This is a genomic window from Streptomyces sp. NPDC057307 (genome assembly GCF_042667665.1).
Taxonomy (GTDB): domain Bacteria; phylum Actinomycetota; class Actinomycetes; order Streptomycetales; family Streptomycetaceae; genus Streptomyces.
The window spans coordinates 1-20,994 of the sequence record NZ_JBHUZM010000101.1 but is presented as its reverse complement, the minus strand read 5'-3'; the positions used below and the strand labels follow the sequence as shown (position 1 = coordinate 20,994).

The 20,994-nt window shown below is 69.5% G+C and carries 18 protein-coding genes, 1 rRNA gene and 1 riboswitch; of the genes, 5 read left to right on the top strand and 14 right to left on the bottom strand.

Annotation, left to right across the window (positions count from 1 at the left end; genetic code table 11):
- The first annotated feature begins 24 nt into the window (after positions 1 to 24).
- Positions 25 to 846: a PhzF family phenazine biosynthesis protein gene (locus ACFUN8_RS27345; RefSeq protein WP_383642876.1), complete on the top strand. Its 822-nt coding sequence runs from the start codon at positions 25 to 27 to the stop codon at positions 844 to 846.
- 38 nt (positions 847 to 884) lie between these two features.
- Here ACFUN8_RS27345 and ACFUN8_RS27340 read toward each other — a convergent pair whose 3' ends face one another.
- Positions 885 to 1,685 (bottom strand): CPBP family intramembrane glutamic endopeptidase, encoded by an 801-nt coding sequence (locus ACFUN8_RS27340; RefSeq protein WP_383642873.1) that lies wholly within the window; start codon positions 1,683 to 1,685, stop codon positions 885 to 887.
- A gap of 165 nt (positions 1,686 to 1,850) precedes the next feature.
- Here ACFUN8_RS27340 and ACFUN8_RS27335 point away from each other — a divergent pair, with 165 nt between their 5' ends.
- Entirely contained in the window at positions 1,851 to 3,617 is a 1,767-nt protein-coding gene (locus ACFUN8_RS27335; RefSeq protein WP_383642871.1) for a substrate-binding domain-containing protein, read from the top strand.
- Positions 3,618 to 3,657: 40 nt separating this feature from the next.
- Here the strand turns inward: ACFUN8_RS27335 and ACFUN8_RS27330 are convergent, their stop codons facing one another.
- Entirely contained in the window at positions 3,658 to 5,190 is a 1,533-nt protein-coding gene (locus ACFUN8_RS27330) for a glutamate--cysteine ligase (protein WP_383642868.1), read from the bottom strand.
- Between the two features lie 519 nt (positions 5,191 to 5,709).
- Here ACFUN8_RS27330 and ACFUN8_RS27325 point away from each other — a divergent pair.
- A complete protein-coding gene (locus ACFUN8_RS27325) occupies positions 5,710 to 6,327 on the top strand; it encodes a hypothetical protein (RefSeq protein WP_382567626.1) in 618 nt (205 codons plus the stop codon).
- A 354-nt stretch (positions 6,328 to 6,681) separates the two neighbouring features.
- A complete protein-coding gene (locus ACFUN8_RS27320) occupies positions 6,682 to 6,888 on the top strand; it encodes a DUF5999 family protein (protein WP_354607026.1) in 207 nt (68 codons plus the stop codon).
- A 75-nt stretch (positions 6,889 to 6,963) separates the two neighbouring features.
- On the opposite strand, the gene gcvP is transcribed toward ACFUN8_RS27320, so the two are convergent.
- Entirely contained in the window at positions 6,964 to 9,849 is a 2,886-nt protein-coding gene (gcvP, locus tag ACFUN8_RS27315; RefSeq protein ID WP_383642864.1) for an aminomethyl-transferring glycine dehydrogenase, read from the bottom strand.
- Positions 9,850 to 10,027: 178 nt separating this feature from the next.
- Positions 10,028 to 10,125, bottom strand: a riboswitch (glycine riboswitch).
- 123 nt (positions 10,126 to 10,248) lie between these two features.
- On the opposite strand from gcvP, the gene ACFUN8_RS27310 reads away from it, so the two are divergent.
- The gene (locus ACFUN8_RS27310) at positions 10,249 to 10,644 is read left to right on the top strand and encodes a PRC-barrel domain-containing protein (protein ID WP_383642861.1); all 396 of its coding nucleotides are present in this window, start codon (positions 10,249 to 10,251) and stop codon (positions 10,642 to 10,644) included.
- 33 nt (positions 10,645 to 10,677) lie between these two features.
- On the opposite strand, the gene ACFUN8_RS27305 is transcribed toward ACFUN8_RS27310, so the two are convergent.
- The 11 genes from ACFUN8_RS27305 to rrf form a co-directional block, all read right to left on the bottom strand.
- The gene (locus tag ACFUN8_RS27305; RefSeq protein WP_383642858.1) at positions 10,678 to 12,096 is read right to left on the bottom strand and encodes a DNA polymerase IV; all 1,419 of its coding nucleotides are present in this window, start codon (positions 12,094 to 12,096) and stop codon (positions 10,678 to 10,680) included.
- Between the two features lie 78 nt (positions 12,097 to 12,174).
- Complete coding sequence (locus ACFUN8_RS27300) at positions 12,175 to 12,741, bottom strand: MerR family transcriptional regulator (protein WP_383642855.1); 567 nt, start codon at positions 12,739 to 12,741, stop codon at positions 12,175 to 12,177.
- A gap of 185 nt (positions 12,742 to 12,926) precedes the next feature.
- Complete coding sequence (locus tag ACFUN8_RS27295; protein ID WP_031232239.1) at positions 12,927 to 13,400, bottom strand: bifunctional nuclease family protein; 474 nt, start codon at positions 13,398 to 13,400, stop codon at positions 12,927 to 12,929.
- A 53-nt stretch (positions 13,401 to 13,453) separates the two neighbouring features.
- Positions 13,454 to 14,206, bottom strand: coding sequence for a MerR family transcriptional regulator (locus ACFUN8_RS27290; protein ID WP_383642852.1), 753 nt, complete (start codon positions 14,204 to 14,206; stop codon positions 13,454 to 13,456).
- Between the two features lie 17 nt (positions 14,207 to 14,223).
- On the bottom strand, positions 14,224 to 15,135 hold the full coding sequence (locus ACFUN8_RS27285; RefSeq protein WP_383642901.1) for an FHA domain-containing protein: 912 nt from the start codon (positions 15,133 to 15,135) through the stop codon (positions 14,224 to 14,226).
- Between the two features lie 85 nt (positions 15,136 to 15,220).
- Positions 15,221 to 16,024 (bottom strand): DUF881 domain-containing protein, encoded by an 804-nt coding sequence (locus ACFUN8_RS27280; RefSeq protein WP_383642849.1) that lies wholly within the window; start codon positions 16,022 to 16,024, stop codon positions 15,221 to 15,223.
- A 5-nt stretch (positions 16,025 to 16,029) separates the two neighbouring features.
- Complete coding sequence (locus tag ACFUN8_RS27275) at positions 16,030 to 16,362, bottom strand: small basic family protein (RefSeq protein ID WP_023543062.1); 333 nt, start codon at positions 16,360 to 16,362, stop codon at positions 16,030 to 16,032.
- A complete protein-coding gene (locus tag ACFUN8_RS27270; RefSeq protein WP_383642846.1) occupies positions 16,359 to 17,288 on the bottom strand; it encodes a DUF881 domain-containing protein in 930 nt (309 codons plus the stop codon). The genes ACFUN8_RS27275 and ACFUN8_RS27270 overlap by 4 nt, the downstream gene beginning before the upstream one ends.
- A 97-nt stretch (positions 17,289 to 17,385) precedes the next feature.
- The gene (locus ACFUN8_RS27265) at positions 17,386 to 19,881 is read right to left on the bottom strand and encodes a sugar phosphate nucleotidyltransferase (protein WP_382567611.1); all 2,496 of its coding nucleotides are present in this window, start codon (positions 19,879 to 19,881) and stop codon (positions 17,386 to 17,388) included.
- A 114-nt stretch (positions 19,882 to 19,995) separates the two neighbouring features.
- Positions 19,996 to 20,604, bottom strand: a complete 609-nt coding sequence (gene pgsA, locus ACFUN8_RS27260) for a CDP-diacylglycerol--glycerol-3-phosphate 3-phosphatidyltransferase (protein ID WP_023543059.1) — start codon at positions 20,602 to 20,604, stop codon at positions 19,996 to 19,998.
- Between the two features lie 138 nt (positions 20,605 to 20,742).
- Positions 20,743 to 20,859 (bottom strand): 5S ribosomal RNA (rrf, locus tag ACFUN8_RS27255).
- Between the last annotated feature and the right edge of the window lie 135 nt (positions 20,860 to 20,994).

The following is a 20,994-nucleotide window of genomic DNA, read 5'->3' as shown; positions in this document are numbered from 1 at the left end:
TCCGCCCTCTCCTACGGTCAGGGCATGCGAATCCGAATCGTCGACGCGTTCACCGACCGCCCCTTCGCCGGCAATCCCGCGGGCGTGCTGATCCTGGAGTCCGGCCCGTTCCCCGACGACACCTGGCTCCAGCGGGTCGCCGCGGAGGTGAACCTCTCGGAGACGGCCTTCGCGCACCCCCTGCCGCCGGGCGGCGAGGCGGACTGGGCCCTGCGCTGGTTCACCCCGGGGACCGAGGTCGACATGTGCGGGCACGCCACACTCGCCACCGCTCATGTGCTGCGCACCGACGGACTCGCGAGCGGCACGATCCGCTTCGCGGCACGCTGCGGCGTCCTCGGCGCGACGGCACACGAGGACGGCGCTCTGACGCTCGACTTCCCCACGTCACCACTGACGCCGGTCACCGTCCCGGACGGGATCGCGGCGGCCCTGGGCGCCGTCCCGGTCTCGGTCCACGACACCGCGGCGCACATCGGTGACCTGGTGGTGGAACTGGCCGACGAGCGGACCGTACGGGAACTGGCCCCGGACCTCCGGTCGCTCGCCGCCCTCTCGCGGCGCGGCATCGTCGTCACCGCCGCGGCCGAGGACCCGGACGGCGGCTACGACTTCGTGTCGCGCGGCTTCTTCCCCGGCGTCGGCATCGACGAGGACCCGGTCACGGGCAGCGCGCACACGGCGCTCGCCCCGTTCTGGTCGGCGCGGCTCGGCCGCACCGAACTGACCGGTCTCCAGGGATCCGCCCGCACCGGCCTCGTCCGTACCTCACTGCGCGGCGAGCGGACGCTCCTGACGGGCCACGCGGTCACGGTCATCGACGGCGAACTCCTCGCGACCCCCTGAGAGCCCGAGAGCACCGCACGTCGTCCACGGCGTGCGGGCTACGGCGTGGGCAGCCAGCTCACATGCCCGGCGAGCAGCGCGTATCCGACGAACGCCACGATGTCGAGGAGCGCGTGCGCCACCACCAGCGGCCCGACCCGCCCCCAGCGCCGGTAGGCCAGCACGAACACCACGCCCATGACCATGTTCCCGATGAAGCCGCCGATGCCCTGGTACAGGTGGTACGACCCGCGCAGCACCGAACTGGCCACCAGGGCGGCCATCGGCGTCCACCCCAACTGCCCGAGTCTGCGCAGCAGATACCCGACGACGATGACCTCTTCGAGTACGGAGTTCTGCACCGCGGACAGGATCAGTACCGGGTACTTCCACCACACCTCGGGCAGCGACTCCGGCACCACGGTCAGATTGAACCCGGCCGCGCGCGAGGCGATGTAGAAGGCGAGTCCGGCGCTGCCGATGCCGGCGGCGATCAGCGCTCCGCGGCCGAAATCGGGCCATGGGCGGCGCCGGTCGAACCCCAGATCGCGGAGTCCGCTGCCCTCTCGGAGCAACAGGTGCGCCACCAGTACCACGGGCACCAGGGAACTGGCGATGCCGAACAGTTGCCAGGCCAGATCCAGCCATGGCCGCCCCGGCGCGTGCGAACCGTTGAGCGTGGCCGCCTGATCGCTGAGACCACCCGGCCTGGTGACCGACCCGACAAAGCTGATCAGCGCCGACACCCCGCTCGCCCCCAGCGAGAGCGCCAGGACGATCAGCACCTCGGAGCGCAACATCCTTCGCGACAGGGCCTCTTGGGGAAGAGAATCGGCCACGCGGCCTGCCTCCGACTGCACAGCTGCCTCCAGTTGACTAATCGCGCCTCAAGCCCCTTCCCGTCCCGCTAGGGTCTCGAATGCGGGTACGAAGATCGCGCGCGACAGGCCGGGGGGCGGGCGTCATTCAGCTGGCCGAGATTCCCCCCATTTTCCTTGTTCAGGTCAAGGAGGGGCACCACCGCCATGGAACGTCACAGCTTGCCCGACGACGAAGCGACGGACAGCACCAGGGGCCGTCGTCCGCGCCGTCGCAACGTCCTGATCGCCACGGCACTCGTCCTGAGCCTGGCCGCGGGGACCGGCATCGCGGCGCGGAGCGGTCTGCTGTCCTTCGCCGACGGCTGTACGGGCTCCGCCGTGCGGATCGATCTGGCCGCCTCGCCGGACATCGCCCCCGCCGTGGCGGCCGTCGCCGACAGCGCCCGGCGTGACAACGTCACCTCCGACGGCCGCTGCGTCGACGTCCGGGTCGAGGCCCGTGAGAACCACGAGATCGCCGACGACCTCGCCACCGCCACGGCCGCCCCGGAGTACGAGGTCTGGCTGCCCGACTCCGACGTCTGGGTCGAGCGCGCGCTGGACGCCGACGACGGCGTCGCGCTGACTCCCGCGGGCAACGCGGCGACCACACCGGTGGCCCTGGCCGTGCTCCCCTCCGCCGGTACGAAGCTCGGCTGGCCCAAGAAGACGTACACCTGGGCCGAGTTGACGGCGGCCACCGCCGGCAAGGACGCGGTACGGCTCGGGGCCGCCGATCCGGCGCGCAGCGCCACCGGGCTGCTCGCGTTCAGCAGCGTCGTCGGGTCGATGCGCAAGGCGGACCCGGACAGTGACGCGCGGATCGCCGCGACCGCCGAGGCGCTGGCCGCGCGCGTGTCCGGCTCCGACGACGAGGTGGTCCTGTCCCTGGCGCGGGGCGGGCCGGACAGTGCCAAGGGCAACGAGGCGGTCTTCCTCACCGAACAGGCCGCTTTCACCCACAACTCCGCCGACAGCGGCGCCTCGGACCTGCAGCTGTTCTACCCGACGGACGCGGCCCCGGTCCTGGACTACCCGCTGAACCTCGTCAACGAGCCCGAGCTGACCACGGACGAGAGCCGCGCCGCGACGCGGTTCATATCCCTCCTCAACGAGAAGGGGGCCCAGCGCACCATGGCGGAACACGGCTTCCGCACGGCCCACTCGGCGGTGGCGGACGATCTGGTCCGGGCATCCGGTGGCCGTGCGCCGCAGCCGTACACCCTGACGAAGGCGCAGCCGCCGGCCACGGACATGGTCGAGGAGACGCTCGGCATGTGGACGGTCACCGTGCAGGACGCCCGGCTGACCGTCGTCGTCGACACCTCGGGCTCGATGGCGCAGCCCGTGCCCGGGCGTAGTGGTGAGTCCCGGATGGAGGTCACAAAGGCTTCGATGCTCCGGACGCTCGCGCAGTTCACGCCGGAGGACGAGGTCGGCCTCTGGGACTTCGCGGCCGGTCTCGACGGCGGCAAGGACTTCCGCAAGCTGGCCGAGACGGCGCCGCTGGGCGAGCGCGCCGAGGACGGCGCCACCCACCGCGAGAGCCTCTCGGACGCCGTCTCCGCGCTGGCCCCCGTGGGGACGGGGCCGGCCGCGGCCACCGGTATGTACGACACGACGCTGGCCGCCTTCAAGGAGGCCCAGTCGTCGTACGTGAGCGGCAAGTGCAACGCGGTCATCCTGCTCACCGGCGGGTCGGACACCGACGGCGCGGCCCGCACGGCCCTGGTGGACGAGCTGCGCAAGCTCGCCGACCCCCGGCGCCCGGTCCCGCTGATCGCGATCGCCGTCGGGCCGGGGGCGAACCGTGACGAGGTGAACGAGATCGCGAGGATCACCGGCGGCGCGGGTTACGAGGTGAGCGACCCGGCCGACATCCAGGCGGTGATGATCAAGGCGATCATGTCGGTGGGCGGCGGCGGGCGGTAGAACTCCACGCAAGCCCGCCGGCACCCCCCGCGCCGGTTGTTCAGACGGTCAGGTCCGGCATCCGCGACGGCGCCGGGAAGCCGACCGGCCAGGTGTGCACCGGCTCCCCCTGGTGCATCAGCTCGGCGTAGCGGCGGGTCGTGGCGGCGAGCGCCGCCTCGCGGCGGAGCCCCGCCTCCTGGGCCCGGTGGAAGGTGTCGACCTGCCACGAGGCCCCGTTCACCCGGCGCTCGCAGCGCCCCTCGATCACCCCGAGGTAGAAGTCGCGGTCGGCCGGCTCGACGTTCCACGCGTCGAGCCCGGCCGCGGCGAGCGGTAGCAGTTCGTCGCGGACGAGCTGAACCGCCGACACCTCGGCGACGCCGTTGCCCGCCCGGCCGTTGCGCGGCCAGCGGAGCCGTGCCTCGATGCCGTCGCGGCACGCGGTCTCGAAGTTCCGCTCGGCGGTGGCGAACGGCAGCCGGGTCCAGACGGGCCTGGCCTCCTCGGCGAGCGCGCGCACGAGACCGTAGTAGAAGGCGGCGTTGGCGACGACGTCGGTGACGGTCGGCCCGGCGGGCAGCACACGGTTCTCGACCCGCAGATGGGGCTGTCCGTCGGCGACGTCGTACACGGGCCTGTTCCACCGGTAGACGGTGCCGTTGTGGAGCACCAGCTCCGCGAGGCGCGGCGTACCGCCCTCCTCCAGGACCTGGAGCGGATCCTCGTCGTCCGTCATCGGCAGCAGCGGCGGGAAATAGCGCAGATTCTCCTCGAACAGGTCATACGCGGACTCGATCCAGCGCTCCCCGAACCAGGTCCGGGGCCGTACTCCCTGCGCCTGGAGCTCCGGCGGCCGGGTGTCGGTCGCCTGGAGGAAGAGCGGCGGCCGGGACTCGCGCCACAGCTCCTTCCCGAAGAGGAAAGGAGCGTTGGCGCCGACGGCGATCTGTACGGCGGCGACGCACTGCGCCGCGTTCCACACGTCGGCGAAGCGGTCGGGCGTGACCTGGAGATGCAATTGCACGGACGTACAGGCGGCTTCGGGCGCGATCGACGGTGAACTGCAGGTGAGCCGCTCGACCCCCTCGATGTCGAGGGCGAAATCCTCGCCCCGCGCGGCCACCATCTCGTCGTTGAGAAGTGTGTAGCGGTCCGCGTCCGAGAGGTTCGTCGAGACGACGTCGTCGAGCGAGAGAGTCGGCAGAATACCGATCATCACGATCCCCGCGTCGACCTCATTCGCTTTGCGATGGGCATATCCGAGACCCGTTCGCAGTTCCTCGGCGAGCTGGTCGAGAACGCGTCCGCCAAGTCGATGGGGGGCGATATTTACTTCCAGATTGAACATACCGAGTTCTGTCTGGAAATCACGACTCGCGATCCGTTCAAGAACTTCCGCATTCATCATGCGGGGCATCCCGTCGGAGCCGGCGAGATTCAGCTCGATCTCCAGACCCATCAGATTCCGGGGCCGGTCGAACCGCTTCTCCCCCAGGAGCCGCCCCAGCACCGCGAGGCACTGCTGGAGCTTCCTGCGGTATTTCTGCCGATCGGACACACCGTTACCGCCCGATTCGACCTTCTCCCCCATCGGAGGATCCCTCCTTCGCCTCGCCCTCCCGGCGGCACCGGGCATCGCTTCACGATCGATAGTGCCCAGACTGAGTGATCCATAACGCCCCGTTTGCGCGCCGCGCCCGGTAGAGTGGACAGAACGACCTAGCGGCACATTCCTTCGGCATGAGGCAGTGAGCAATTTCACTGTCCGCCCGGTCGCGAAAAACGCCGACGAGTTTCGGCCTACCGCTCCAGCCGAATCACCCCAGGCCACAAGGCTGCGTTCGCCGTTCATCTCACCGTTCTTCGACGCCGATTCCGTACGAGATGGACCGGATACCCCCTTGTACGCAATACGGGCGACAGCTAGAAGAAACATTCTGTGAACACGTATCGTATAAACTCTGTGCGAGCGAGGCAGAGAGTCGGAGCCCGGCCATGGCCTGGGCCCTCCTCTGACCACGTATGACCACGTGCGCCGACAGTGCCGTCCGCACCCGAACTCCGCACCACCGACGCTTCACTGTGCCTACTGAGCGAGAGGCAACCCACCATGCCGCTGCATGTCCCCCTGGCTCCAGCGCCCGCCCTGCGCAGCGTCCTCGCGGCACTCGGTTCTCCCACCGCCGTGCGCGAGGCCCGTACACCCGCTCTCCGGTCCGTCCAGGGACCGCTGAGCCCCGAACTGCCCCTTCCGGTACACGTACTGGAACAGATCGCCCCGAGCAGCGACGCGCCACAGACCCGGCTGGCCGGCTGGCGCTTCCTGATCCGCAGCGGCGAACGCGCCGTCGCGGCGGCCGACACCATGCTCACCCCCGACGGCTGGGCGTTCTCGCGCTTCTTCGAGGGCCCCTACATCTCCGCCACGGAACGCGCGGTGCGCCAGGCCGAGACGCTGAAGTCGCCGTACCAGCCACGGCTGCTCTCGGTGCCGGGCCTGTACATGCTCACGCTCTGGCTGCATCAGGACACCGAGGCGGACGCCTCGGTCGGCGCTCCCGCCCCGGCCGACCTCCTGATCCCGCTCGCTCCCGCCCCTCCGGGCATCGTGGCCCACCGGCCGCACCGGGTCGCCGACCTGCTTCCGATGATGGGCCTGCGCCTGACCTCGGGGCTCTCGGCGCCCCCCACCGCCACGTCCGCACCGCTGCTGAGCACCACCGCCTGAGCACCGCCCGGCGGCCCGTCCTCGGACCGCCGGCGTCCGGACCGCATCCCGACCGCCCCACGCGCCATAGACTGCCCCGTGACCCCTCACCGGTCACGGGGCTCTGTGCTGGTCATCCGGACCAGTCGACTAGTCCGGACGGGCCACCCCGAACCACCCAAAGGGACAGCCAAGTTGGGCTGAACCGTCCGGGCGGGTGACACGTCCTTAAGCAGAGACAAGCGCTGCCGCGAAATCCCTGCGGATCGACGCCCGTGGGGCAACACTGGGGTACGGACCAATAGAAACCGGGGGGCGGCCATGAACACATCGAGCCGCAGGACACTCACCACGACGCAGCGAGAGAACCTACCCATGTGCCAGCACCAGCCAGCCTGCCCGACAGCCGACTCAGCCGACCGGGAAGCCGCCCGGCTCGCGGCTCACCACCCGGAACAGGGCTGGAGCCTGCTGTGCAACGGCGTCCTGCTCTTCGAGGACACCGGTGAGCTGCTGCCCGACGGGCAGATCATCGCTCCGCACCGGCCGTCCGGGAGCGAGCAGGTGATGACGGCGGCCTGACGCCGTCCGTACGAAGGGGCCGGCCCGGAGAATTCACTCCGCACCGGCCCCGCAGCCGTACGCCGTCCGTCAGCGTCAGTTGTCGTACTCGTCCAGCGGCGGGCACGAACAGACGAGATTGCGGTCACCGAACGCCCCGTCGATCCGGCGGACCGGCGGCCAGTACTTGTCGGCCGCCGAGACCCCGGCCGGGAAGACCGCCTCCTGACGGCTGTACGCGTGCTCCCACTCCCCGCCCAGCGCGGCCGCCGTGTGCGGAGCGTTGCGCAGCGGGTTGTCGTCCGCCGGCCAGTGGCCCGACGCGACCTTCTCGATCTCGGCGCGGATCGCGATCATCGTCTCGCAGAACCGGTCGAGTTCGGTGAGGTCCTCGCTCTCGGTGGGCTCGATCATCAGCGTGCCGGCCACCGGGAACGACATCGTCGGCGCGTGGAACCCGTAGTCGATGAGACGCTTGGCGATGTCGTCGACGCTGACACCGGTCTCCTTCGACAGCGGGCGCAGATCCACGATGCACTCGTGCGCGACGAGCCCGTGCGGGCCCGCGTACAGGACCGGGAAGTGCGGCTCCAGACGCTTGGCGATGTAGTTGGCGGCCAGGACGGCGACCTGCGTGGCGCGCTTCAGCCCCTCGCCGCCCATCAGCCGGACGTAGGCCCAGGAGATCGGCAGGATCCCCGCCGAGCCCCAGGGGGCCGCCGAGATCGGTCCGACGCCCGTCTCGGGGCCGGCGGCGGGCTGGAGCGGGTGGTTGGGCAGGTACGGGGCGAGGTGGGCGCGTACGCCGACCGGGCCGACACCGGGACCGCCGCCGCCGTGCGGGATGCAGAAGGTCTTGTGCAGGTTCAGGTGCGACACGTCCGAGCCGAACCGGCCCGGCTTCGCCAGCCCCACCAGCGCGTTGAGGTTCGCGCCGTCGACGTACACCTGACCGCCGGCGTCGTGCACGGCCGCGCAGATGTCGGTGATGTGTTCCTCGAACACGCCGTGCGTGGACGGGTAGGTGACCATCAGGACGGCCAGTTCGTCGCCGTGCCGCTCGATCTTGGCGTGCAGGTCCTCGACGTCGACGTCGCCGTCCTCGCGGGTCTTCACGACGACGACCTTCATGCCGGCCATGACCGCGCTGGCGGCGTTCGTGCCGTGCGCGGACGACGGGATGAGGCAGACGGTGCGGCCGGTGTCGCCGTTGGCGCGGTGGTACGCCCGTACGGCCAGCAGCCCGGCGAGTTCGCCCTGGGAGCCCGCGTTGGGCTGGAGGGACACCGCGTCGTAGCCGGTGACCTCCGCCAGGCGCTCCTCCAGCTCACGGATCAGCGTGAGATACCCCTGCGCCTGGTCGGCCGGCGCGAAGGGGTGCAGCGCGGCGAACTCCGGCCAGGTCACCGGCTCCATCTCGGTGGTGGCGTTGAGCTTCATGGTGCAGGAGCCGAGGGGGATCATGCCGCGGTCCAGCGCGTAGTCGCGGTCGGCGAGCCTGCGCAGATAGCGCAGCATCGCGGTCTCGGAGCGGTACTGGTGGAAGACCGGGTGCGCGAGGTAGGTGTCGGTGCGCAGCAGGGCGTCCGGCAGCGCGTCGGCGGACGCGGCGTCCAGGGCCTCGATGTCGCCCTTGACGCCGAAGGCGGTCCATACGGCGGCGAGTTGGGCCCGCCCGGTGGTCTCGTCGCAGGCGAGCGAGACAAGGTCGGCGTCGACGAGGCGGAGGTTGACCCCGCCCTCGCGGGCGGCGGCCACGACCTGGGCGGCGCGGCCCGGGACCCGTACGGTCAGCGTGTCGAAGTAGGCACCGTGCACGATCTCGACGCCGCCGGCGCGCAAGCCGTCGGCGAGGACGGTCGCGTAGCGGTGGGTGCGCTCGGCGATCGCGCGCAGTCCGTCGGGGCCGTGGTAGACCGCGTACATTCCGGCCATCACGGCGAGCAGCACCTGAGCGGTACAGATGTTGCTGGTGGCCTTCTCGCGGCGGATGTGCTGCTCACGGGTCTGCAGCGCCAGCCGGTACGCCTTGTTGCCGTCCGCGTCCACGGAGACGCCGACGAGCCGTCCGGGCAGGCTGCGGGCGAACTTCTCGCGTACGGCCATGAATCCGGCGTGCGGTCCGCCGAAGCCCATGGGGACGCCGAACCGCTGGGTGGTGCCGACGGCGATGTCCGCGCCCAGCTCACCGGGCGAGGTGAGCAGGGTGAGGGCCAGCAGGTCGGCGGCGACGGTGACGATCGCGCCGAGTCCGTGCGCCTGCTCGATGACGGGCTTGATGTCCCGTACGGCTCCGGAGGCGCCCGGGTACTGCAGCAGTACGCCGAAGACGCCGTGCTCGGCGGCCTCGGCCGGGATCCCGTCGGCCAGGTCGGCGACGACGACGTCGACGCCGGCCGGTTCGGCCCGGGTGCGGATGACGGCGACGGTCTGCGGCAGCGCGTCGGCGTCGACCAGGAAGACGCCGCCCTTCACCTTGCCGACCCGGCGGGCGAGCGCCATGGCCTCGGCGGCGGCCGTGCCCTCGTCCAGCAGGGAGGCGCCCGACGTCGGCAGACCGGTGAGATCGGCGACCACGGTCTGGAAGTTGAGCAGTGCCTCCAGGCGCCCCTGGGAGATCTCGGGCTGGTACGGCGTGTACGCGGTGTACCAGGCCGGGTTCTCCATCACGTTGCGCAGGATCACCGGCGGGGTGAAGGTGCCGTAGTAGCCGAGGCCGATCATCGGGGCGAGGACCTGGTTGCGGTCCGCGAGGCTGCGCAGCTCGGCCAGCACCTCGGCCTCGGTGCGGGCGTCGGGCAGCCGCAGGGCCTCGGCGCTCTTGATCACGTCGGGCACCGCGGCGGCGGTCAGCTCGTCGAGCGAGCCGTAGCCGACCTGCGCGAGCATCTTCGCCTGCGCGGCGGCGTCGGGGCCGACGTGGCGCCGCTCGAAGGGGGTTCCTCGTTCAAGCTGCGAGAGCGGTGTGCGGTGGGCTGTCATTCGGGAGGCCTCCTGGTCTGGCGCGACCTGCGAGGGGCACCGATACACGGGTGCCCGGACGGCCTCCCCCTCTGTCACATCAACCTGAGAGTTTCACCGGTCCGCCGCGAGGCGGGCCGGCTTTCACCGTCGGTGAGAGCGGATGCCGTCCGACACCTGCTCTGCTTTCCAGAGTGACCTCGTCCATGCGGTACGGGGGCCTGAGAGTTTCCGGGGAGGATTTGCTCCTTCGGCGCCTCCGGCAGTCTCACCGGATGGCTCTCCCGCACGGGGTCGACAGCCACTGACCAGCGTACCAGCGAGCTCTCCGCGCGGACTTCGAGCGGACTTCGAGTGGCCGACAGCCCCGATGTGCCCTTTCGTAGGGTGAGGGAGCATGTGCGACCAGTTGGAGGGACCGTGCAGACCGACATCGATCCGCGCAGCCTGATCGGCCGCAAGGCGTACGACCGCGACGGGCACAAGATCGGCACTGTCGACGAGGTGTATCTGGACGACGCCACGGGCGTGCCGGAGTGGGCGGCGGTACGGACCGGGCTGTTCAGCCGGGACGCGTTCGTACCCCTGGCCCCCAGCACCTACCGCAACGAGTCCCTGCACGTCCCGTACGAGCGCGGCCTGATCAAGGACGCGCCCGACTTCGGTGTCGGCCGCCATCTCTCCCCCGACCAGGAGGTCCAGCTCTACCACCACTACCAACTGGCCCTGCCGGAGCCCGCGGCCCCGGAACGCCCGCCCCGCCCGGCGGACCGCGACTTCGGCCAGGTGGCGGGCCGGGACGACTCCACGGAGTAGCACGGCGCCGTTCGTCAGACGCGGCCCGGCCGGTCAGTCCCGCTGCCGGGGCGCCCGATCCGGTGGTGTCGCCACCAAGGGCAGCGGTTCCGACAGCTCCAGGTCGGGATCGTCCGTACGGAAGGTGCGCACCCGGCCCGGAACGGCCTGCGTGGGCTCCTCGAACCGTACGGTGACCCGCCCCACGCCACTGCCCTGCACCCACCCCGCGCCGAACTCGGCATGGCGCACGTCGTGCCCCGCCGGCCAGTGCCGCTCGGCGACCGCGTCGGCCCCGGGCTCCGGCACCGGCACGGGTTCCTCCGCAGGCTCGTCCGGCGCCGTCGCGACGTCCGGCTCATCGGCCACCACCGCGACCGCGGTCTCCGCGTCCGCCGCCGCCTGCGCCTGCGCGAACAGGTCCTCCTGCGTGTAGTCGGTCAGCCCCGTCACCCCTACCCCCAGCAGCCGCACCCCGCCGGTGGTGTCCAGGGACTCCAGCAGCCTCCCCGCGGCTTCCCGCACGACGCCCGGGTCGTCCGTGGGCCCGCGCAGCGTCTCGGAGCGGGTGAGCGTCGAGAAGTCGTACCGCCGCACCTTGAGGACGATGGTCCGGCCGGAGTGCCCCGACTCCCGGAGCCGTCGCACACAGCGCTCCGCCAGCCGGTCCACCTCCGTCCTGACCCGCACACGGTCGTGCAGATCGACGTCGAAGGTGTCCTCGACGGAGACGGACTTGGTCTCGCGCTCGGCCACCACCGGCCGGTCGTCGTGCCCCGACGCCATCCGGTACAGCGAGGTGCCGTGCGCCTTCCCCACGAGCCGCACCAGCTCGTCCTCCCCGGCCTCCGTCAGATCGGCGACGGTGGTCATCCCGGCCCGGCGCAGATGCTCACCGGTGGCTGGCCCGACCCCGGGCAGCGTCCGTACGCTCATCGGCCCCAGCAGCTCCCGCTCGGTGCCCGGCTCCATGAGCACCAGACCGTCGGGTTTCGCCTGCTCGGAGGCGATCTTCGCGAGCATCTTGGACCCGGCGAGCCCCACCGAGCCGGTCAGACCGGTCACCGCCCTGATGTCCCGCCGCAGCCGCTCACCCGTCGCACGCGCGGACGCCGAGTCGAAAGCGGACCCACCGGCCTCCAGATCGACGAACGCCTCGTCCAGACTCAGCGGCTCCACCAGCGGTGACAGTCGGCCCAGCAGCTCCATCACCTGCTCGCTGACCGTGCGGTAGAGCGCGAAGCGCGGCACCAGATACGCCGCGTTCGGCGCGAGCCGGCGCGCCTGCGCCATCGGCATGGCCGAGTGGATCCCGAACCGCCGCGCCTCGTACGACGCCGTCGAGACGACCCCGCGCGGACCGAGACCCCCGACGACGACCGGCTTTCCACGCAGGCTCGGCTTCGCCGCCTGCTCGGCGGCGGCGAAGAAGGCATCCATGTCCAGATGCAGGATGGTCGGCGCGGGTCTCACCCCACCGATGCTCCCCTACGGCACTGACAATCGCCCCGAACCAGAGCCAGAAGCGGAACCCGAGCCCGGACCGGCCGCTCAGACGGCCCGGTCACGGCGGCGACGGGCGAGTTCGTCGGCGGGGTTGTGACCGATCAGGGTCTCACCGGTGTCGACGCGCTCCCCGTGCAGCTGGGAGAGCGCCGCCTCGACGTCCCGCCACACCACACCGACGGCGATCCCGAAGATGCCCTGACCGCCCTGCAGAAGGTCCACGACCTCGTCGGGGGACGAGCACTCGTACACCGTCGCGCCGTCGCTCATGAGCGTCATGCGCTCCAGGTCCCCGGCCCCGCGGTCGCGCAGATGCTGAACCGCCGTCCGGATGTTCTGGAGAGCGACACCGGTGTCCAGGAAGCGCTTCACGATCTTGAGGAAGACGACGTCGCGGAAGCTGTAGAGCCGCTGCGTGCCGGATCCCTTCGCGGGACGCACACTCGGCTCCACCAGCTCGGTGCGCGCCCAGTAGTCCAACTGGCGGTACGTGATGCCCGCCGCCGCGCACGCGGTCGGCCCCCGGTAGCCGACCGTGTCGGTCGTGGGGTCGGACGTACTGCCGTGAAGCGGGTACGGGCCGTTCGCCGTACCGTCGCCGCTGCTTCTCACACCGACCTCCGTCCTTGACCTGCCCCGTCGACGGTAAGCAGTCCCTCCGGGTGCGTCAACGATCGCCACGCTAGGCACGCCGAGTGATAATCACCCTGAGAGTGGTTTCCCGTGTCTCGCCACCGGGAAAGGCTGCTCGAATGCGCGGACGGAGTCCGGTATGACGGTCATCGACCGTGCGGCGCTCACTGGCTGTTGGTCCCGAAATCCTCCGGAGAGATCTGGTCGAGGAATTCGCGGAACTTCTCCACCTCGTCCTCCTGCTCGTCGGGGATGGCGATACCCGCATCGTCCAGCACCCCGTCGCTGCCGTAGATGGGCGTGCCGGTGCGCAGTGCCAGCGCTATGGCGTCGGACGGCCTGGCACTCACCTCGACACCACTCGCGAAGACCAGCTCCGCGTAGAAGACTCCTTCGCGCAGGTCGGTGATGCGCACCTGCGTAAGTTCCTGGCCCACTGCCTCAAGAACATCCTTGAAGAGGTCATGGGTCAGTGGTCGGGCCGGTGCCATGCCCTGTTGGGCGAAGGCAATAGCGGTAGCTTCCCCAGGCCCGATCCAGATGGGAAGGTACCGGTCGCCTCCCACTTCACGCAGGAGCACGATCGGTTGGTTGGAGGGCATTTCCACCCGGACACCCACGACGTCGAGCTCGTTCACACAGCAACCCTAGGACGTGCCCGGTCGGTTTGGGTAGTCGGACTCCCCCAAGATCAGGGCAGGCGGACTCCGAGAGCCGTCTGCACCAGTGCCGCGTGGAGCCGTACCGAGAGCGCGGCCAGCTCCTTCGTCGCGGCCTCGGCATGGGCCCTGGTCTGCGGATTGCGGTGCCGGCGCAGGGGTGCGACGACCTGCTCGACCAGTCCGGCCTCGCGGTCGGCGGCGGCTTTCACGGCGCGCAGATGCCGAGGTTCCAGGCCGAATCTTCCGAGTTCCGCGACAAGTTTTGCCACGGTCACGGTCTCGGAGTCGTAGCCGCCCTCCGCCATCGGGGCGATGAGGCCGTACGACTCCCACTCGTCCAGCTCGCTCTCGCCCGCCTCGGTGGCCGCCAGCAGCTCCGCGCGGCCGATCCTCGGGGCGGTGGGCAGCTCGGGCTCCGCGTCCCACGTGGAGCCGAGGAGTTCCCGCTGAGGGCCCTGGGAGACCTGAGCGGGCAGCGGGAGCCGTTCACCGCGCGATACGGCGTCGAGATGCTCCCTGATGACCTTGAGGGGCAGATAGTGGTCCCGCTGCATCCGCAGGACCTGGGCGAGGCGCTCGACGTCCTCGGGGCTGAACTTCCGGTACCCGGAGGGGGTCCGCCGGGGCTCGACAAGCCCTTCGGCCTCCAGGAACCGGATCTTGGAGATGGTGACCTCGGGGAACTCGTCCCTGAGCTGGTTCAGCACCATGCCGATGCTGACCAGACGGTCACCCGTGGGGGCGGTGCCGTGACCGGCACCGCCCGTCGGTGGTCGCAGCATGGACCTTCCCTGAAGGGTCACACGCCCCGCTGGCTCGCGTAGAAGACCAGCCGGTACTTGCCGATCTGGACCTCGTCACCGTTCGACACCGCGACGGCGTCGATCCGCTCCCGGTTGACGTACGTGCCGTTGAGACTGCCGACATCGGAGACCGTGAAGTGGCCTTCCGGGCTCCTGCGGAACTCGACGTGCCGACGGGACACCGTGACGTCGTCGAGGAAGATGTCGCTCTGCGGGTGCCTTCCCGCCGTCGTCAGGTCGCCGTCCAGCAGGAAGCGGCTGCCCGAGTTCGGTCCGCGACGTACGACCAGCAGCGCGGAGCCGAGCGGAAGCGCGTCCACCGCGGCCTGCGCCTCCGGCGACAGCGAGGGAACGGCCGTCTGGCCGGTCGCCTCCGCCTCGTACGCCTCAAGACCTGAGATCGAGATGGTCGAGGTCGTCTCCGAAGGACGCTCCGCGGGCGTTCCGGCCCTCAGCGGCGCACCACAGTTGGAGCAGAACCGACTGTCCTGGGTGTTGCGGTGCCCGCACCTCGTACAAACCGGCAAGGCCGCCATGGACGGACCCTCCTGACCGGGGGGAAACCCTCCACCCGTACGTGAGGTTGATGGTCCACCGAAACCTATGCCGCCGGAACTCGCGGGGTCAACAGACGACGCGCCCTGACCGCCCGAATTGTCCCCACCGGGGCTGCCGACCTCGTCGCGGAAGAGCGGGCGCTCGCCGCTCTGCTCCTCCTGGCCGTGGCGCGGTGCGCGATGCCGGGCGTTACCGCCGTCCTCGCGTGCACTCCTGCCGAACAACTTTCCAAACAACTTCACGGGCGATTCCCCTTGACCTGAACAGACCCGCCCGTGGGGCAGGACGAACCCTGAATGAACACACCTGCCGACTCGGACATCTTCACAACGTCCGTAACCATCAGACAGTTTCCACCACGCACCATGCGGAATGTGCGCCGACCCCCCGGAACCTTCTGCCCTGGTCCGCCGGTCCGCATGCGCCCCCGCCCCACTACGACGACGACCGAGCGTAGTCAGGCCGCTTCGCCGGTCGCAAGGCGTCGACGACGATCTCCTCATCAGCCGCCACCGTGGCCGTGGCCTGCTCCTTCTCCAACGTCTGCACCACACCTCCGGGAATGTTGAGCGCGGGCTCCAGATCCTGCGGTTTGCCGATCACCTTGAAAAGGTACGGCGCCTCGATCCGCTTCCCGTCCACCTCGATGTCGCCGTCGCTGCCGGAAAGGTATGTCGCGGCGACCACCCGGACCCCGTTCACCTGGATCGCCTCGGCGCCGGCCGCCCGCAGCTCCTGGATCGCGTCCAGCAGCATGTCGGAGTCGACGGTGCCGCCGGGGTCCTGGACGGTCATCGTGATACCGGGGCCCTGGGCGGCGACCGTACCGGCCAGGATGCCGAGCTGCTGCTCCTTCTCCCGCGTCTGCTTACGCGCCTCCTCGGCCTGGTCGGAGCTGTTCTCCAGCTCCGTCTGCTGGTCGTCCAGCCGCTGCTTCTCGTCCTCCAGCCGTTCGGTACGGCCGTCGAGCTCGTCCAGGATCCGTACGAGGTCCTCCTGGCGCGCGCCGCGCAGGGCACTGTCGTCGTTGGTCGAACGGACCTGGATGGCCAGACCCAGCCCCAGCACGAACAGCAGGACGGCGACGATGAGTTGGGCCCGCGTGACGCGTGGCGGCCAGAGGCCGGCGGCGAGCCGCTGACGCCCCGTCATCTGCCGTGGCTCGGGGCTCCGCGGGGGCGGTGAGGCCCCCGCGGGCTGTGGGTTCTGCGGGCTCTGTGGATTCTCTTCGCCGTTCATCGGCCTCACGCCCGGAAGACGTGCCGGCGGATCGCGGCGGCGTTGGAGAAGATCCGGATACCGAAGACGACGACCACACCGGTGGACAACTGCGCGCCGACACCGAGCTTGTCACCGAGGAAGACGATGAGCGCCGCCACCACCACGTTCGACAGGAACGACACCACGAACACCTTGTCGACGAAGATCCCGTCGAGCATGGCCCGCAGCCCCCCGAAGACCGCGTCCAGAGCGGCGACGACGGCGATCGGCAGATAGGGCTCGACCACCGCCGGCACTTCGGGTCGAACCAACAGTCCGACCACGACTCCCACGACGAGGCCAAGTACCGCGATCACGATGTGCCCTTCCCTGTGTCTGCCGTGGCCCCTCCGTCGCCCTTCCCCGGGTCGGCGGCCTTCGGCTCTGCTGTACGTACGATCAGGCTCGGCGCGGCCGGAAGGCGCACCGTCTCCTGATCGGAAATGCTCGTGCGGACGCCGAAGTTCTCCTGCAGCGAGTGCAGGTACTGGCCGTCGGCACTGTCCTGGAATGCGGTGCTCAGGTTCTTCCCGTCCCCCACGGCCAGCACCGTGTACGGCGGCACCAGCGGCTTGTTGTCGACCAGTATGGCCTCACCGGCGGCCCTGATCGCCGAAAGGGCCGTCAGACGCTGGCCGTTGATGGACACGGCCTCGGCCCCGGACTCCCACAGACCGTTGACGATCTGCTGCATGTCCCGGTCCCTGACCCGCCCCGTATCCGAGAAGTTGCCGCTCTCCCGCGGCCCGCCGGCGCTCTCGTCGGCCGACTTGGCGTCGTCGACCACGAGTTTGACGCCCGGACCCTCGACCTCCGTGGAGCCCGACAGTAGGGCCACGAGTTCACCCTGTTCGCCGCCGTGGTCCCGCAGCGCCTCGCGCTGCTGGGCACCCACCTCGTCACGGAGCTTGTCCACCGTGCGTTCGAGGGTGTCCGCGGAGGACGTCTCGGCGTCGATCCGGTCGATCAGCTCTTCGCGTTCCTTGGCGACGACCGGCGCGTCGATCCGCGCCTCGGCCGCGCCCACGGTGACGACCAGCGCGGCCAGTACGAGCCCCGCGGCCAGGCCGAGCTTGGCGCGAAGTGTGCGGGGCATGCCGCCGTCCTCGGCGTCCCTGCGGGCCGCGGCCTCGGCGTAACCGTCGTCCAGGCTGTGGTCCATCACGTTGTTCAGCAGCGACATGGACGCGTCGGGACGCCTGGGTGGTGAGGGAGTGCTCCGAACGGGGGGGTGCTGCGGCATGCCGCACATCGTCGCACGGCGCGGGTGCTACCGCCGAATGGCCCCACCGGTGTGCCGGAGGGCGTCGGCCACCCGCCTCCGGCACACCGTCATCAGGTCACTGACCTGCGCTGTCCACGACCGCCGACCACTCGTCGAGCAGCGCCTGGGCGGAGGCGTCGTCCGGTCCCTCGGCCCACAGATGGGTGACGGCCTCGGCGGGTGCCGGAAGCACCATCACCCACCGCCCGTCGGCCTCCACGACGCGAACGCCGTCGGTGGTGTCGACGTCCCGCTCGCCGGCCGCCTCCACGACCCGCCGCATGACCAGACCCTTGACCGCCCAGGGGGTCGCCAGATCCCTGCGCAGCACATGGGCGCGGGGAATGCGGGCGTCGATCTGGCTGAGCGTGAGCTGCGTACGGGCGACCAGACCCAGCAGCCGTACGAAGGCCGCCGTGCCGTCGAGCAGACTGCTGAACTCGGGCACGATGAACGCGCCCCGGCCGTCACCGCCGAAGATCGTGGAATCCTCGCGGCCGACCCGGGTCAGATCGTCGGGCGACGTCGTCGTCCACTCCACCTGGGTGCCGTGGTACGCGGCGACCTGCTCGGCGATCCTGGTGGTCGTGACCGGCAGCGCCACCCGTCCGCTGCGCCGCTCGGCGGCGACCAGGTCGAGCAGCACCAGCAGGGCCCGGTCGTCCTCGATGATCCGGCCGCGCTCGTCGACGAGCGACAGCCGCTCGCCCACGGGGTCGAACCGCACCCCGAACGACGCCCGCGCCGACGCCACGATCTCGCCCAGCCTCACCAGACCGGACCTGCGTGACTCGACGGTCTCGGTGGGCCGCGCCTCGTCGAGGCCGGGGTTGATGGTCAGCGCGTCGACCCCGAGCCGCCCGAGGAGGCTGGGCAGAACAAGCCCGGCGCTGCCGTTGGACGCGTCCACCACGACCTTCAGCTCGGCCTCGGCGATCCCCGTCGTATCGACGTTCCGGAGCAGTGAGCCGGTGTACGAGTCGAAGACGCTCGCCGGGAAGTGCAGGTCCCCGATCTCACCCGGGAACGCCCTGCGGTACTCCTGCCTCGCGTACACCCGGTCCAGCTTCCGCTGCCCGGCCTGCGAGAGGTCGGCGCCCCGTTCGTCGAAGAACATGATGTCGACGGAGTCCGGCACACCGGGGGTCGTCCGGATCATGATGCCGCCGGCACTGCCCCGGCCCGTCTGCTGCCGGGCGACCGGCAGCGGGACGTTCTCCAGGTCCCGTACGTCGATCGCGCTGGCCTGCAGCGCGGAGATCACCGCCCGCTTGAGAGCGCGCGCACCACGCGAGTGGTCACGCGCCGTGGTGACCGTGGAGCCCTTCTTGAGCGTCGTCGCGTACGCCCCCGCCAGCCGCACGGCCAGCTCGGGCGTGATCTCGACGTTGAGAATCCCGGAGACCCCGCGCGCTCCGAAGAGATGCGCCTGTCCTCTGGACTCCCAGATCACCGAGGTGTTGACGAACGCGCCGGCCTCGATGGTCTTGAACGGATACACCCGGACATTGCCCTGGATGATCGATTCCTCACCGACGAGGCACTCGTCACCGATGACCGCGCCGTCCTCGATCCGGGCGGCGCGCATGATGTCGGTGTTCTTGCCGATCACACAGCCACGCAGATTGCTGTGCTGCCCGATGTACACGTTGTCGTGCACAACAGCCCGATGGAGAAAGGCCCCGGTCTTGACGACCACGTTGGAGCCGATGACGGTGTGCTCGCGGATCTCGGCGTCCGCCTCGACCTTGGCGTAGTCACCGATGTAGAGCGGACCGCGGAGCACGGCGTCGGGATGGACCTCGGCGCCCTCGGCGACCCATACACCGGGCGAGATCTCGAAGCCGTCGAGATCGACGTCGACCTTCCCCTCCAGGACGTCCGCCTGGGCCTTCACATAGCTCTCGTGCGTCCCGACGTCTTCCCAGTAGCCCTCGGCGATATAGCCGTAGATCGGCTTGCCCTCCTTCATGAGCTGAGGGAAGACATCGCCCGACCAGTCGACCGAGGTGTCGGCCTCGACATAGTCGAACACTTCGGGCTCCATCACATAGATACCCGTGTTGACCGTGTCCGAGAACACCTGTCCCCAGGTGGGCTTCTCCAGGAAGCGCTCCACCTTTCCCTCTTCGTCCACGATCGTGATGCCGAACTCCAGAGGATTCGGCACCCGGGTCAGACACACCGTGACCAGCGCGCCCTTCTCCTTGTGGAAGGCGATGAGGTCCGTCAGGTCGAAGTCGGTGAGAGCGTCACCGGAAATGACGAGAAAAGCATCGTCCTTGAGCGCCTCTTCGGCGTTCTTCACACTCCCCGCAGTGCCGAGCGGCTTCTCCTCATTGGCATAGGTGAGCTCCATTCCAAGCTCTTCGCCGTCACCGAAATAGTTCTTCACGAGAGAGGCGAGGAACTGAACGGTGACGACGGTCTCACTGAGCCCGTGCCGCTTGAGCAAACGCAGCACATGCTCCATGATTGGCCGATTTGCCACCGGCAGCAACGGCTTGGGCATGCTTGAGGTCATGGGACGAAGACGAGTGCCTTCGCCGCCAGCCATCACGACGGCCTTCATGTCGGAAGCGTCCTCCTTGAAGAGACGGTCTCGCCGACGTCACCCATCTGGACAGGCCGCATGGCAGGCATCAGGTGCGGGCCGGCGACACTGCACGGCACCACATCGACGAGCTCAATCGGCCACTCTGTCCGCTCTGACGAGCCGGCGGACCTGGACCACGTAGAGGATCCCTGCCCACCAGTAGAGAGTTGTACCCCATCCAGCGAACGCCCATCCGAAAACTTCGGCGAGTGATGCAAGCCATCCGTTCCCGTCGCTGAGTAGCAGCAACGGGAAGGCGTACATCAAGTTGAAGGTAGCCGCCTTTCCCAGGAAGTTCACCTGGGGAGGCGGATAGCCGTGCCTGCGGAGGATTCCCACCATCACCAGCAGCATCAGCTCACGCGCCAGAAGCGCCGCGGTGAGCCACAGGGGCAGGATCTCGCGCCAGGTCAGGCCCACCAGAGTGGAAAGGATGTAGAGCCGGTCAGCAGCGGGGTCCAGGAGGCGCCCCAGGTTGCTGATCTGGTTCCAACGGCGAGCGAGGTAGCCGTCGAGATAGTCGGTCACCCCGCTGAGCATCAGGACGAGCAATGCCCAGCCGTCGCTGTTCGGCCCGCCGAACTCGGGACGGAGGATGAGCCACAGGAAGAGCGGCACACCCAGGAGCCGGGCCATGCTCAGGATGTTGGGGATGGTGAACACCCGATCCGTCTGGACGCGGGTCTCCTGAACCTCCACCCGGGGGCCTCCTGTGCCGGAATGTACCAACGATGCCCCCTGACCCTACCCGGACGAACCGCCGGCGAACGCCGTGGGGTAGGGCCTTGAACGCAGAAATGCCCCGCACCAGAAGGTGCGGGGCATTCCCCAAAAATTGTTCGGCGGCGTCCTACTCTCCCACAGGGTCCCCCCTGCAGTACCATCGGCGCTGAAAGGCTTAGCTTCCGGGTTCGGAATGTAACCGGGCGTTTCCCTAACGCAATGACCACCGAAACACATTGAAACACATGAACAACCGGGTGAAATCACAGATGTTCGTTGTCTCAGAACTAACACAGTGGACGCGAGCAACTGAGGACAAGCCCTCGGCCTATTAGTACCGGTCAACTCCACACCTCACGGTGCTTC